Annotated in this window: 13 protein-coding genes; 2 read left to right on the forward strand and 11 right to left on the reverse strand. The window is 65.6% G+C overall.

The genetic code is table 11. The annotated features are described in order from the left end of the window. Nucleotides 1-66: 66 nt before the first annotated feature. The 3 genes from HGI30_RS14170 to HGI30_RS14180 form a co-directional block, all read right to left on the reverse strand. Entirely contained in the window at nt 67-564 is a 498-nt protein-coding gene (locus HGI30_RS14170) for a hypothetical protein (protein ID WP_168908151.1), read from the reverse strand. 45 nt (nt 565-609) lie between these two features. Next, entirely contained in the window at nt 610-1,830 is a 1,221-nt protein-coding gene (locus tag HGI30_RS14175; RefSeq protein ID WP_168908152.1) for a stage II sporulation protein P, read from the reverse strand. A 183-nt stretch (nt 1,831-2,013) separates the two neighbouring features. Further along, a complete protein-coding gene (locus tag HGI30_RS14180; RefSeq protein ID WP_168908153.1) occupies nt 2,014-2,778 on the reverse strand; it encodes an SDR family NAD(P)-dependent oxidoreductase in 765 nt (254 codons plus the stop codon). 271 nt (nt 2,779-3,049) lie between these two features. Here HGI30_RS14180 and HGI30_RS14185 point away from each other — a divergent pair, with 271 nt between their 5' ends. After that, the gene (locus HGI30_RS14185) at nt 3,050-3,652 is read left to right on the forward strand and encodes a TetR/AcrR family transcriptional regulator (RefSeq protein ID WP_168908154.1); all 603 of its coding nucleotides are present in this window, start codon (nt 3,050-3,052) and stop codon (nt 3,650-3,652) included. 21 nt (nt 3,653-3,673) lie between these two features. Here the strand turns inward: HGI30_RS14185 and gpr are convergent, their stop codons facing one another. After that, entirely contained in the window at nt 3,674-4,678 is a 1,005-nt protein-coding gene (gpr, locus tag HGI30_RS14190) for a GPR endopeptidase (protein ID WP_168908155.1), read from the reverse strand. Between the two features lie 174 nt (nt 4,679-4,852). Here gpr and rpsT point away from each other — a divergent pair, with 174 nt between their 5' ends. Then, nucleotides 4,853-5,125 carry a 30S ribosomal protein S20 gene (gene rpsT, locus HGI30_RS14195; protein WP_028597113.1) on the forward strand — a complete coding sequence of 91 codons (273 nt, stop codon included), beginning with the start codon at nt 4,853-4,855 and terminating at the stop codon, nt 5,123-5,125. Between the two features lie 97 nt (nt 5,126-5,222). Here rpsT and holA read toward each other — a convergent pair whose 3' ends face one another. From holA to HGI30_RS14230, 7 genes are all read right to left on the reverse strand, one after another. Beyond that, nucleotides 5,223-6,269: a DNA polymerase III subunit delta gene (gene holA / locus HGI30_RS14200; RefSeq protein WP_168908156.1), complete on the reverse strand. Its 1,047-nt coding sequence runs from the start codon at nt 6,267-6,269 to the stop codon at nt 5,223-5,225. A gap of 262 nt (nt 6,270-6,531) precedes the next feature. Next, complete coding sequence (locus HGI30_RS14205; protein WP_328805127.1) at nt 6,532-7,611, reverse strand: zf-HC2 domain-containing protein; 1,080 nt, start codon at nt 7,609-7,611, stop codon at nt 6,532-6,534. Further along, complete coding sequence (locus HGI30_RS14210) at nt 7,608-8,156, reverse strand: RNA polymerase sigma factor (protein WP_028597116.1); 549 nt, start codon at nt 8,154-8,156, stop codon at nt 7,608-7,610. The genes HGI30_RS14205 and HGI30_RS14210 overlap by 4 nt, the downstream gene beginning before the upstream one ends. A 221-nt stretch (nt 8,157-8,377) precedes the next feature. Further along, nucleotides 8,378-9,592, reverse strand: coding sequence for a response regulator transcription factor (locus HGI30_RS14215; protein ID WP_168908158.1), 1,215 nt, complete (start codon nt 9,590-9,592; stop codon nt 8,378-8,380). Continuing rightward, on the reverse strand, nt 9,589-11,442 hold the full coding sequence (locus HGI30_RS14220; protein WP_168908159.1) for a sensor histidine kinase: 1,854 nt from the start codon (nt 11,440-11,442) through the stop codon (nt 9,589-9,591). The genes HGI30_RS14215 and HGI30_RS14220 overlap by 4 nt, the downstream gene beginning before the upstream one ends. Beyond that, nucleotides 11,442-13,025 carry an ABC transporter substrate-binding protein gene (locus HGI30_RS14225; RefSeq protein WP_168908160.1) on the reverse strand — a complete coding sequence of 528 codons (1,584 nt, stop codon included), beginning with the start codon at nt 13,023-13,025 and terminating at the stop codon, nt 11,442-11,444. Before HGI30_RS14225 ends, HGI30_RS14220 begins: the two co-directional genes overlap by 1 nt. 328 nt (nt 13,026-13,353) lie before the next feature. Continuing rightward, on the reverse strand, nt 13,354-14,190 hold the full coding sequence (locus tag HGI30_RS14230) for an AraC family transcriptional regulator (RefSeq protein ID WP_168908161.1): 837 nt from the start codon (nt 14,188-14,190) through the stop codon (nt 13,354-13,356). Between the last annotated feature and the right edge of the window lie 18 nt (nt 14,191-14,208).

The raw sequence follows: 14,208 nt of genomic DNA on the forward strand, positions 1-14,208 counted from the left end.
AATCTACCCTTCATTATACCGCTTAGGAGGATGAGGGGCAATGAAAACGGCGCATGCGCGCCGCAGCTACTGCGTCATCGAGTCGAACAGCGTCACGAGGAAGCGGATGCCCGAGCTCGATACGCTCTGCAGCATGCCGGCCGTGCCGTCGGCCAGCCGGTTGACGCCGGTCTCGCCCTGCGGATCGGCGATGCCGGGCAGTCGGGAGCCGGCCTCTCCTTCCAGCCGCCAGTCTTCCTTCTGCGCCTGGGCGAGCGCCGGCGCGGCCGCCGATTCCTCGTCGCCGAGAAATGCTCCCGCCTCCGGCATGGAGGCCGCGGCCTCGATGCCGTATTTTTTCTGCAGCCGCTTCAGATCGGCCTCGTACTCCAGCTGCTTCAGCTTGGCCTGCTGCAGCTCCAGCTCCCGGACCGCCTCCGCGTAGCGCCCGATCTCGGCCGGCTCGCTGCCCTCGACGGGGCCGTAGACGCGGCCGATGCCGGCCGACGTCATCTCCATGCCGAACATCAGCACCGCCGCGAGCGCGGCTCCGACGATCGTCCATTTCAGCGGTCCTTTCTTCATCCCAGGTTCCCTCCTCGTTCGATGGTCTGCCGCTTTCGTTTCCGTCTACGCCTTCTGGTCGTTGAAGTAGAGGTCGGCGATGACCTCCGCGAGCGCGTCCGCCGTCCGATAGCATTCCTCCAGCGTGTTGTCGACGCCGCCGATCTCGATCAGGATGCTCTGGCCCGAGAGCGACTGGTTGTACTCGCCGTTGCCCGATTTGCTCGTCTTGCCGAGGATGCCCCGCGACAAGCCGGCATATTCCTGCTCAAGCCGCTCGTGGATCGACTCGGCGAACGCCATGTTGCGCTTCCAGTCGGGGTTGCCTTTGCCGATGACGAAAAACACCTTGGCGTAATCCTGGCCGCCGATCGACTTCGTCGTGATCTTGCGCTTCTGCGAATCGCGGTGGATGTCGAAGAACAGCTTCAGCCGCCCGTTCTCGCTCATCGCCTGCTGCACCGTCTTCTTGGAGTACTTGTAGCTCAGCTCCCAGCGGTAGCCGGCGACGGCCGTCGGATAGTCCGTCGTGTCGTGCAGCGCGCCGATGCCGCGCTTCTCGAGCTGCTCCGCGAGCCGCGAGCCGACCTGGCCGACGTTGATCTGGTCCGACTGCGGATCGCTGCTGCCGCCGACGAGCTCCGGCGCGTACGATTCGCGGGCATGCGTGTGGTAAATGAACACCATGTTCTTGCCGGATGCCGCTTCGCCCGCTGACGGCGGCTCCTGCGCTCCGCCGCCCGGCGGAGACGGCTCGGCGGCGGCCCCGGGCATCTCCCCGACCGGACCGACGCCCGGCTCGTCCGCTTCGTCCAGCACGCCGGGATCATGAGCGTCCAGATTGTCGGCCTCGTCCCCGGCCGGCTCGTCCGCTTCTCCGCCCGCGCCGGGAGCCGCGCCGTCGGGCGACGGAGCCGGGCTCGCCGGCGGCGGCTCCAGGCCGGGCAGGCCGGCGGCCAGCAGGCTGCGCGGATCGGCCGGATTGACCTCCGTCAGCGTCTCGGCCGCCGCTTGCGCCAGCTGCCGGTCGGAGAAGCTGCCCTGGGCCGGACTGTGGTAGACGGGAATCTCCATTCCCAGCATGTCCGCAAAAAAGGCGGTTGAAACCGTGGACGCAAGTCCCTGAAGCGAGGAGCCTCCCCGCTCCTCCCGCACCATCGCGAGCGCTCCGATCAGCATGAACGCGACCATCGAGCTTAGGCTGATCGCCACGAACGTCCTGCCCGCGGTCAGCAGCCTCCGCAGCCGCAGGCTTCCTTCATTCCTTCCTGTTCCCATCCGTATCATGCGCTTGTCCCCCCTGATGCCGTCATGGCCTTTCCCTCTTGCGCCTCGCCGAATCTATCACCTGCTATCTACTCTATGAGCGGCCGCAAGAAGGTAGAACCTGTAGAAGAATCCGAATCGAGGAACAGAGGGGAGCGCGCAAAAAGGCCCGCCTCGGAACGAGGCGGGCCGGCAAGCGGACCGTTACTGGGCGACCATGCCGCCGTCGACGGTATAGAGCGAAGCGGTGACGAACGAAGCTTCGTCCGAGAGCAGGAAGTTCATGACGGCTGCGACCTCCTGCGGCTCGCCGTAGCGGCCGAGCGGCGTGGAGGCTTCGTTGGCCGTCTTGAACGCATCCGCCATGCCCGAGTTGGCTTCGATCTTGCGCATCATGGCCGTGTTGATCGTGCCCGGGAGGACGGCGTTCACCCGAACGCCGCTCGGAGCGGCCTCGTTGGCCGCGACGCGGGTCAGGCCGATGACGGCATGCTTGGACATGATGTACGGAGACATGCCCGGCGCTCCCATCAGGCCCGCGAGCGAGGACGTATTGAGGATCGCGCCCGACTGCTGGCGCTTCATGACCGGCAGCACGTGCTGGAGGCCGAGGAAGACGCCGCGCACGTTCACCCGGTAGACGAGGTCGAGCGCGTCGACGCTTTGCTCCTCGATCAGCCCCATCGGACCTTCGATGCCGGCGTTGTTGGCGAAGTAGTCGATGCGGCCGAACTTGTCCAGGGCGGCCTGCACGTAGCCCTTGACCTCGCTCTCGACGGATACGTCGGCCGCGACGGCCAGCGAGTTCGTCTCGTTCAGCCCGAGCTCCTCGGCGACGGCGAGCACCGCCTCGCGCTTCAGATCGACGAGCACCAGATCGACGCCACGCTCGGCCATCCGGCGGGCGAGTTCCTTGCCGATGCCTCCGGCGGCTCCGGTAATGATGGCGGCTTTGCGTTCAGTTGTCATAAGGGATTGCACTCCTTTATTCTAGGTATGGATTCGATTCCGGACGGCGGCCGCAACGTCTGGAAGCGCTTTAGAGTGGGAAGACATCCTCAGTGTACGCCCGCTCGATCGGGTCCGCAATAAGCAGCGAAGAGCGATTCGTCGCCTACCCGGCAGTCGGACGCAGACTGTCGGCCGCAGCCGCGAAGTGGGACATAATCGCGGAGAATGTCGACGAACGATTGAAACGTCCGGGATGCACGCACACTAGATGGAAGGAGGAATGCCGCTCATGGAAACACCCCTCGACCGCCGGGCCCGGAGGACCCGGGAAGCGCTCCAGCAGGCTTATATCCGTCTCATGCTCGAAAAGAAAGCGGCGACTGCGACGATCCAGGAGATCGCCGAAGCCGCCGACTACAATCGCGGAACGTTCTACAACCACTACGCCGGCAAAGAAGAGCTCCTGGAGGAAATCCGCAGCGAGTTCCTGCGCCGCTTCTCCGAGCTGCTGCTCGCGCCCTATCCGGGCCGCAGCGGCGTAGGCGCGGAGGAAATCTATCCGTCCAGCCTCATGCTGTTCGAGCATGTCGAGCGCAGCCGCGAGACGTTCCTTGCCCTGCTCGCCACCGATGCCGGCTTGGCCGGGGCGATGTCCCGCGTGCTCCGCGAAGCGATGAAGCGCGATCTGCGGCTGTCGCTGGAGGGAGAGCATCTGGAGGTCGACCACGACTTCATGCTTCACTATCGGGCTTCCGCCACGATCGGAACGCTGCTGTACTGGGCCGAGACGGACTTCAAGTATTCGGCCTCCTACATGGCGCGGCAGCTCATGCTGCAGCTCAACCATCGCCTCGACTACATCGCCTTCAACCCGACGTCGGAGCCCCGCTGAGCTGCCACGGACCTCGCCTTGTCAATGCGTGTAGGCCGCCACGTTGGACGAGTCGACCGCCTCGTGCAGCGCGGCGTTCAGGCCGCTCGCGATGACGTTGGCGATGTCTTCGATGAACTGGTCGATTTCCTTGGGCGTCACGAGCAGGTCATGCTTGAGCGGGGACAGCACTTCCTTGACGAGCGCGAGCCGCTCCTGCTCGGCGAGCTGGTCGATCAGGCCCATGAGCTGGCTCGTATCGCCTTGCTCCTTGCGGAAATGCTCCTTCATCATGTCGAAGGCGCTGTTGACCAGCGTGGACGCGTACACGACCGTCGGAACGCCGATCGCGACGACCGGCACGCCGAGGATGTCCTTGGTCAGTCCCTTGCGCTTGTTGCCGATGCCCGATCCGGGATGGATGCCCGTGTCCGCGATCTGGATCGTCGTGTTCACCCGCTCGAGCGAGCGCGAGGCGAGCGCATCGATGGCGATGACGACATCCGGCTTCGTCTTCTCGATGATGCCCTGCACGATCTCGCTCGACTCGATGCCGGTAATGCCGAGCACGCCCGGCGCGACCGCGCTGACGGCGCGGTAGCCCGGCGCCACCTGATCGGGCATCAGCTCGAAGAACTGCCGCGTCACCATCGTGTTCTCGACGACGAGCGGGCCGAGCGCGTCCGGCGTCACGTTCCAGTTGCCGAGACCGACGATGAGCACGCTGGCGTTCGCCGGCACCGAGAGCTGCTGCAGGAAGCGCTCGAACTCCTGCGCGAAGCGCGTCGCCACCTTGTCGCCGAGCTCCGAATCATGCGTGCGCAGCTCCGGCACCTCGAACGTGACGTACTTGCCGATTACTTTGCCGATCGCCTGCGAGCCGGCCTCGTTCTGCACCTCCAGGCGCGTGACCTTGATGCCGTCCGCTTCCGACGTCTCCGTCAGCACGCCGGGAATCGGGTTCCCCGCTTCCTCCGCCATTTCCTTCGCTTCCAGCGCCAGATCCGTATGGACGGCATACCGGCCCAAATCGACATCATGAGTCATGCGAACAGCTCCTCTGCCCGTTTTGACCCTAGTGTGCGAAAAGGCCTCCGATCTTATGCGGAAGCGGTTCCCTTATCCTTCCGTTATGGTTGCAATTTGGGCAGGCCCATGATAAGATATTTTAAGTTGTGTTGCAGTATGGGGCCTGTACCCCTTGTAGGAGGTGAATCACAAGTGCCAAACATCAAATCCGCCATCAAACGCGTGAAAACGAGCGAGAAACGCCGCGCTCTGAACGCTTCCCAAAAATCCGCGCTCCGCACGGCTGTCAAGTCTGCTGATGTCGCTATCGCCGGTACCGATGCAGAAGCAGCGAAGGCTGCCCTGATCGTGGCTTCCAAGAAGCTGGACAAAGCCGTCACCAAAGGCCTGATCCATAAAAACGCCGCAGCCCGTAAAAAATCCCGCCTGGCCAAGAAGCTGAACGCCCTTACGGCCCAAGCTTAATTGCCGCCACAGCGGAAAGCCCCGCTCCTTCCGGAGCGGGGCTTTTTTGGTTGCCCGCTTCAAGCGGGGAAGCGGGAACTGCGTTCAGGAGCGGACTCTAAGCCAGCGGCGCGGCGGCCGGCTGAGCTCCTATCGACAGGAAGAACAGCTGCAGGCCGAGCTCCTTGTCCACCTGGCCGGTCTTCATCCGGTAGTCCAGCTCCGCGAGCGCAGCCAGATGACGGCCGAGCACGGCCGTATCGTAGCGGCGCGCCTTTTCGGCCGCGAGCTTGACGGCGTACGGATGCAGGCCGAGCTGCCCGGCCATCTGCTGCGGCGAGTAGCGGTGACGCTCCAGCTCCTTGATCTGCAGCATGATGCGCAGCTGGCGGGCAACAAGCGCCGCGATGCGGATCGGCTCCTCCTTGCGCAGCAGCAGCTCGCGGTAGAGCGCGAGCGTGCGGTCCATGCGCCGCTCCAGCGCCGCGTCGACGAGCGCGAACGCATCCTCCTCGACCGTTGCCGCCGTCAGGCGGGCGACGTCGTCCTGGGTCACCGTGCCGCCCTCGCCCGCGTACAGGCACAGCTTGTCGACCTCCTGCGCCAGCGCCTGCATGCCGGTCCCGAGGCGCGCGACGAGCAGCTGAGCCGCATCCTCCCCGAGCACGCGCTTCTGGTCGGCGGCGCGCCGGACCGCCCAGGTCGCCAGCTCTCCCTCGCTCAGCTCGGGAAAAGCGACGATCAGGTTGCGCTCCTTGAGCAGCTTCACGATCTTGCGGCGCTCGTCGAGCTTGTCCGCCTGCACGAGGAACAGGATGACGCTCGTCTCCGACGGCTGCTCCATATAGGACAAGAACCGCTCGGCCTTGTGCTCCAGCTTGCCGTTCTCCTTGGCAGCCGCGCACAGCACGGCTCCGTCCCGCACGACGATCAGCTTGCGCGGCACGAAAAAGGGCGGCGTCTGGGCCTCCGCCACGATCTCCTCCAGCGCCGTCTCCGCCGTATCGAAGCGGACCATGCCGAGCTCCCTTTCGTCCGGCGCGAGCAGCTTGTCCGCAAGCATGGAAGCGAACTGCCCCATGCGGTACCGGTCCTTGCCGAACGCCGCGTAGACCGGCGCGATGCGCCCCGCCTTGATATCCTTCCCCACGTCCTTCGCGTGCATCGATCGTCTCCTCCTCGTCTGTCGTCCCATCATAGGACAGATCGCGGCGCCCGGCAAGCGGCCGGACAGCAAAAGGCGCTGCCTGCATGTCGCAAACAGCGCCTCGTACCGCACGATCGGACCATCTATATAAACATCGATCCTAAGGCTCCCAGGCGCCTCGGCCGATGGTCATACGATGCCAGGGGCTGCGTCCTCCCCGCTGACTGGCTGATGAAGCATCATACGCAGATGCCCCCGATTCGGTGCTTGGCCCGCCCGCCTATTCGACAAGCGCGCCGTCCTGCACGTCGATCCGGTACGGCTTGGAGGTGCCGTCCTTGTCCGTGACGGTCACGCTCAGGTACCGGCTGTCCTCGCTCCAGGCGGGATCGGACACGGCGCCGTCGAACGTGTGATCGAACACCTTGCCCCCGTCGGCTTTGGTAATGACGATCCAGCCATGGCTGATCGAGTAGCTGAACTGCTGATTCGGAGAGTACGTCACCTCCGGCACCGCCGCGATGCCCATGTCGGTATCTCCCATGATGCCCGAGACGACGCCCGGCGAAGGTCCGGCGAAATTCAGGCTTGCTTTCGGCGGAGCCGATTGGGCGCTTTCGCGGTCGGCATCCGCCCCAGGCGACGGATAGACCGTCGAGCCCTGCCCTCCGCCCGCGGAGACGGACGGGGATTCGGCTGGCGGCTCCTGCCGCAAGCCCGCGCGAGGCTCCGCCGACCCGCTTTCGGGAGGAGTCGTCGCGGTCGGCACCGTCTGGCCGTCCACGATCTGCTGCTTGGCGCTCGGAGAACCTTCATTCTTCTGCGACTGCATCGAGTCCAAGCCGCTGGCGGGCGCGGCGGCATCGCCCGCGCTGAACGTGCTGGCTTCCTGTCCGCCGGTATCGGCCGCGTTGTTGATTTCGGCCGTCAGCGGAGAATCGGGCCCCGTGCCCCATGGGGCCAGGACGAGAATGAGCGCCGCCGCCGCGGCGGCCGCCACGGAGCCCGTCCAAACGCGGGCGCGCCGGTTGAAGCGGCTCGCTGCCGGCCGGCGGGCCGGCTGTCCGCCGGCCTCGCTCGCTCTCGCAGACGTCGCTTCGGCCGCCTGGCTGGCGGACGCCTTGGCGTCGCGGTGGGCGTCGATCTCCTCCAGCTGCGGCAGGATCGAATCGACGAGGCTGAACGGCGGGGTGATTTTGGGAAGCTCCTCGAGCTCTCCGGACAGCCGTTGCAGCCGCTCGAACAGCTCCTGGTCGTCCGGACAATGGCGGAGATGATCCATCAGCTCCTGGCGTTCCAGCTCGTCAAGATCTCCGTCCAAATATCGGTTCATGTATTCTACCACCTCTTGACAAGTCATCCTCGGACACCGCCTTTCTGATAGTCATGGAGCAGTGTCTGCAGCTGCTGGCGGGCCCGGAACAAGTAAGACTTCACCGTGTTGAGCGGAAGGTCGAGCGAATCCGCGATCTCGTTGTAGGAAAAGTCCTGCAGGTACCGAAGCACGACAACCGCTCTGTGGTGATCCGGCAGCTTGTCGATTGCCTCTCGAATATCTTTGGCCGCGTAAGCGGACAGCACTTCCTCCTCCACGTCCTGCTTCTCCCGGAACACCATGTCATGTTCCTCGATGGAGACGACGGGCTTCGTGCGGCGGAATTTATCGATGCATATATTCGTGACGATCCGCTGGATCCAGGTTTTGAACTGCGCTTTCTCTTCGTAGGAATTGATCTTGGTGTAGATGCGGATCAACGCCTCCTGCGAAGCGTCCAGCGCGTCCTGCTCGTTGCCCAGAATGTAATAGGCGGTCCGGTAAACGTGATTCTCTATGTCTCGCAATAGGGACACGAGAGCGTCGCGATCGCCCTGTTGAGCGGCTCGTATGAGACCAGGCTCTACCACGAAGGTTCCCCCTCTCTTGCACCGTCACAGACGCAGGCAGGCTGCAGAAGGTTGCGGCGCGTTCATAATAAATATAAAAAAGTGAGTAATGGAAAAATTTTTCACGAGGAAGCGGGACGAGAGAAAATTTCTCCGTCCTTCGAGCACTCCCCTACCTTAGCAAAAAAAGCTCCCGGCGTATAGACGCCGGGAGCGGGATAAACTGGAAATCGAGCCGCGAGCTAGCCTCCCTGCTTGCGATATTCCTGCGGATTCACCCCGTATACTTTGCGGAACAGCCGCGCGAAGTAGGAGAAATTGCCGTAGCCGAGCCCCGCGGCGATCTCGCTGACGCTCTCGTCCGTGCCGAGTAGGCGGGAGGCGGCGGCATTCATCTTCTCCTGCAGGATGTAATCGGTCAGCACTTTGCCCGTCTCCTTGCGGAACAGCCGCGACAGATAGGCCGGGTTGAGGTGAACCTGCTCGGCCAGCTCCTCGCGCGACAGCTCGCGGTCGAGATGCTCGGCGATGTAGGACTGGACCTGGCGCAGCATCGGACTTCTCGCCCGCCGCGCCTGCTCCAGCACGCCGCGGCATTCGTCGCGCAGCTCCGCGACCGGGACGGAGCCGCCGATGCGGACGGACATCCGGCAGTAGAAATAATCCCGGCACGTCCGGCGGTAGCGGTCGCACAGCCGCATCAGCTCCTCCTCGGGGAGCCCGCCCTTTCCTTCGAACAGCAGGACCCAGCCGTTGCCTCGGCCGTCCTCGGCGACCGCGCCGGGCTGCGCCGCGAGCAGCAGCTCCTCGGCCGCCTTGCGCAGGGCGAACTCCATCACCTGCTCGTCGCGCTCGCTGAACGGCTTTTCCCACTGGTCCACAGCGATGAGGAGCGGGCGCACCCGGCTCAGCTCCAGCGGATCGGCGTCGGCGGCGCCGGCGGCCAGCTCCAGCCAGCGCCCGTCCGCCTTGGCGCGGCCGGCGAGCAGATCGTTCCAGCGGCGCTCGGCGACGAGCGGCTTCTGCATCCGCCACTGCTCCGCCATCTGCTGCTGGCGTTCCGACTCCTCGCCGCCTCGCCGCCGCTCGCCGATGCGCCGCCCGAGGCCGCGCAGCACCTCCTCCAGCTCGGCGTAGATGACCGGCTTCAGGATGTAGTCGCTGCTGCCGAGCTGCAGCGCCTTTTGCGCGAAGCGGAATTCGGAGTGGCAGGTGAGGAACACCGTCTCGAGGCGCAGTCCTTCCGCGCGCGTCCATTCGACCAGCTCGAGACCCGTCTGCTCGGGCATCTCGATGTCGCAGATGAGGATGTCCACGTCCCGTTCGAGCAGCAGCCGGCGCGCCTCTTCCGCGCCGTAAGCCTCGTACACCTCCGAGATGCCGGCCTCCGCCCAGTTCACGCCCGCCCGAAGGCCTTTGACGGCATAGATTTCATCGTCCACGATCAGCGCGTTCATGCCATCCGCTCCTTTCCTGCCGCCGGAGCTTCGGGCTCCGGGGACCGAGGCAGCTCCAGCGCCGCCCTCAGTCCGCCGTCCTCCCCGTTCTCCAGCTCGATCCGCACCGGCGCGCCGTAATACAGGCGGCAGCGCCGGACGACGTTCCACAAGCCGACGTGGCGCTCGCCCGGCTCGGCCGCGTGAATCCGCTCCAGCAGCGGTCCGAGCGCATCCTCTGCGATGCCCTTGCCGTTGTCCTTGACCTCGATGCGGACCGCCGCTCCGCCGGACGCCGTCCTTGATTGTGCCGCGTCGACCCGCCGGACCGTCACGTCGATGCGGAACGGACCGCCTCCGCTGGATTTGAAGCCGTGCACCATCGCGTTCTCGACGAGCGGCTGCACCGACAGGGGCGGCAGCTGGAACGCCTCCAGACCAGGCTCGACCTCGAAGCCGAATTCCAGCGACTGCGGAAAGCGGTGCTTCTGGATCGTCAGGTAGTCGCGGATATGCTCCAGCTCGTCGCGCACCGCCACCGACGCCGCGCCGGTATTGATCGTGAAGCGGAAATACCGCACCAGATGCAGCGCGATGCTTTGGATGATGTCGTAGCTGCGGATTTGCGCGAGCTGATAGACGATGTTGAGCGAGTTCATGAAGAAATGAGGCTGGATCTGCGCCTGAAGATGCTTGAGCTCGGCTTTTTGCGTGCGGATCTTCTCCTCGTAGATGTCGATTTTCAGATGCTGGATCTGCGCCGCCATGCCGTTGAACGTCTCGTTGATCGTATCGAACTCCGGAAGCCGGCTGTCCGGCAGCCTCGCGCTCAGATCGCCGGCGCGGATCTTGCGCATGCCGCGGATGAGCCGGTACATCGGCATGACGACGGCCCGCTGGAGGACGTACAGGTACACGCCGAGCAGCACCGCCGCCAGCACCGGAACCGCATAGGTCAGGTAGCGGAAATACGGCAGTCCCTCCAGCAGCGACTTCTCGGGCATGAGCAGCAGCAGCCGCATGTCCGCCATGCGCGAATCCTTGGCGACAAGCAGATGGGGCTGCGGCACGTCCGCGATCGCGTAGCCGTCCAGCGCCTCGGCCAGCGCTCCCGGCGTGCCCGCGTCGAGGCCGCGCCGCAGCTCGGGGGCGAGCTCGGTCAGCGGCTCGCCGGCTCCGCTTGTCAGCACGGCGAAGCCTTTGCCTCCCGTGCCGAGCTCGTGCAGCGGCGCCATCAGCCGGCCGAGATCGACCCAGGCGCCGACCGCCGAGCCGTAGCCGTTGTCGACGACGCGCAGCAGCGCATGGGAGCCGTCCAGCTCCTCCAGCGTCCAGCCCGTATAGGGCGTATCCGCTCCAGGGCCGGCGCGCAGCACGTCCCGCAGCCGCGAGACGATGCGCTCCTTGCGCTCGAACGTGACGTTCTGCTGCTGGGCGAGGAACAGGTCCTCGTAGCGGGAGCTGTAGGCGAACAGCACGTCGGCCGCTTCGTAGTAGTTCGTGTTCGCGCCGAGATCGGACGCCGCCTGCGTCTTGGCCCGGTAGTAGTCCCAGCCGCCCCGCTCGTTCTGCGAGAGCGTCATCAGGTCGCGGTTCTGCTCGGCCGTCTTGAACAGGTAGTTCTGGACTTCCTCCAGCACCTTGTCCATATCGCTCAGGTACATCGTCAGCAGGCTGCGGTTGGACTGGGCGACCTGGGAGCGGACGACCGACGTCGAGTACAGGTTGTTCCACAGCAGCAGCAGCACGAGCGGCGCCGTCACGCCGACGAAGCCGATGATGAGGCGGGTCCGGAGCGTCTTGGCCTGCTTCGGGCGGGCCGAGCCGAGCCCGCTGCGGCGCAGGCGGTTGGACAGCCATGAGGCCGGCATCAGGACTCCCCCTCTCCCGCAGAAGCTCCGCCCGCGGCGAGCCAGGCGTCGAGCTGCCGCTGCTTCTCCGCGATGACCTTGTCCGCGCCGGCGGCCTTCAGCCGCTCCAGATACATTGGTATGACGGCGTCCGGATCGAGCTCGCCGGTGATGAGCGCGGGCGAGAATTCCTCGTCGACGCGGCTGCAGGCGGCGATCTCGTTGCTGACCGGCGCCGGGTCGAACACGAAGCCGAGCGCCTTGGACGGCTCCGCCTGCTCGTTGAAGCGGCGGTAGTTGTCCCATTGCTGCGGATCCTCGTTGTCCCACAAGTAGGAATTGAGCTGGTTGCCGAACATCCAGGGCAGGTTGAAATTGTAGCGGACCGAACGCGCGTCCACTCCCGGCGGATAGGCGATGCGCCCGTCCGGCCGCACGACGTAATGCTTGCCCTCGATGCCCCAGTCCAGCAGATTGAGCAGATCGCGGTCCGTATAAAGGAGCTCCAGCAGCCGCATCGCCTTCTCCGGGTGACGGGACGTTCGCGGGATGGCGAACATCGCGCTCGTCACGTCCGCCGTCGTCGTATACGGCTTGGTCAGCTCGACGGCGACCATCGGCATGCCAGTGTTGCGCGACGCCTGGATCTCGAAGCCCGGCTTCATCGACTCCGCGAAGGCGAAGGCGGCTCCGGCCTTCACCGCCTCGTACTCGCTGTCGCGGGAGGTGACCGCGTCGGCGTTCAGGTAGCCCTTGAGCTTCCACTCCTGCATGAGCCGCGCGTAGTCCCGATAGGTCTCCGTCGCGGCAAGGTTCACCACCCGCAGGCTGCCGCCCGCGCGCTCGAGCACGCCAGGGCCGTCGCCGAGCATGTCGAACAGGCCGTATTGGAGCAGGAACGTCAGCGGACTGCGGTCGGCGCGGACCTGCAGCGGCGTCAGAGCCGGCTCCCCCCGCTTGATCGTCTCCAGGACCGGCCCGAGATCGGCGAGCGTGCGGACAGTGTCCAGGCGGATGCCGTATTTCTCCACGAGGTCGGCGCGCAGGACGATGCCCTTGCTCGCGGCGAACTCCTTGTTCGTCGGGATGCCGTACAGCTTGCCGCCGATGCGGCTCGCGCGCAGGATCTCCGGATCGAGCACGCGGCTGATGCCCGCGCCCGCGCGCTGCAGCAGCTCGTCGAGCGGCAGGAAGCGGCCGCGCGACACCTCGTCGCCGAAGCGCATCCAGCCGGCGGTGAACATGAGGTCCACCTGGCTGCCTGAGGCGTAGACGAGTCCCGTCCGGTCCCACCAGCTGCTCATGTCGACCGGCTTGATCTCGACGGATGCGTCCAGCTTGCCGAGCAGGTAGCGGTTCATCTCCGCCTGCACGAGCGGCAGGTCCGGCGGCGTGACGCTCGCCGGGAACATGAGCACGAGGCGGTCGGCCGCCCGGACGGCCGGAACGGCGGCGCCGGACGGCTCTTCGTCCCGGGAGCGCCCGGCGCTCCCGGCCAGCCACGCCGCCAGGGCGGCGAGCAGCAGCGCCAGCGCGCCGGCGGCAGCCAGCAGGCGAAGGCGGCGGGCGCGCTGCGCGCTCCGTTCGAGGTTGATGTCGGTCATGATGCGGCAATCCCCTTTTCGTTCGATGAGCCGGACCGGATCGGTCCGGAAGCGATTTCAATTATACGCCGAACCGGGCCGCGCCACTACCTCGAATCGGACCTCGAATGCCACGATTGTGACCTCGGAGCAAGTCCGGCAGACGGCGGCCCGGCGAAGGGCCCTTGGGAGCTGCGGAGCAAGTCCGGCAGATGGCGGCCCGGCGAAGCACGTATGGGAGCTGCGGCGCAAGTCCAGCAGATGGCGGCCCGGCGAGCGCGCTTGGGAGCTGCGGAGCAAGTCCGACAGATGGCGGCCCGGCGAAGCGCGCTTGGGAGCTGCGGCGCCGTCAGCCGCGGAACAGCTTGCGGTACTCGGTCGGCGTCATGCCTTCATGCTCCTGGAACCGCTTGTTGAAATAGCTCGCGCTCGGATACCCCGCCTCCTCCGCGATCTCGCCGATGTTGGCCTCGCGACGCTCCAGCAGCCACTGCTTGGCCCGCTGCAGGCGGGCCCGCGTGACGAACCCGCTCGGCGTCATGTCCAGCGCACCCTTGAACAGCCGGCAGAAATAATGGGGGCTGACGCCGGCCCGCTCCGCCCATTCCTGCAGAACAAACGGCTTGGCCGCCTCCTCTTCGAGCAGGGGCAGCAGGGAAAGGATGCGCTCCTCCGCCGGGCTGGCGGAAGGGGAGCCAAGCGGGACCGCCTGCTGCACGAATTCGGCCAGCACGCCGTAGGCGAGCGTCGACAGCAGCGCGGGCCTCGTCATGCTGCTCGTCTCCGCTTCCTCGAGCAGCGCTTGGTGCGCCTCGATCCAGGCGAGCGGCTGGCGCAGCTTCCAAAGCAGGTTCTGATGAAACCCCCGCTCGATCATGTAGTCCCGCAGCCGCCCTCCGTAGAAGTGGATCCAGCGCACCTCCCACGGATCGTCCTTGCTGCTGCCGTATTGCTGGGCCGAATGCGGAAAATACAGCACCGCCTGCCCTTGCGTCAGCTCCTGCAGGCCCGCCTCCGTCCGTACGTACCCTTTGCCGGAGACGACAAAGTGGATGTTGAAATTGTTGAGCGCCCCGCTCTCGCGCACCACCTCATGCTCCGGGTAGTCGCGGTAGGCGCCGACCGATTCCGGCAGGATGAAATAAGGCTGCTCCGGGAGCGTGAGCAGATGCGCTTGTCGCTGCATGCTTGAACCTCCATCCCA

The sequence above is a fragment of the Paenibacillus albicereus genome, assembly GCF_012676905.1.
Taxonomy (GTDB): Bacteria; Bacillota; Bacilli; order Paenibacillales; family Paenibacillaceae; genus Paenibacillus_O; species Paenibacillus_O albicereus.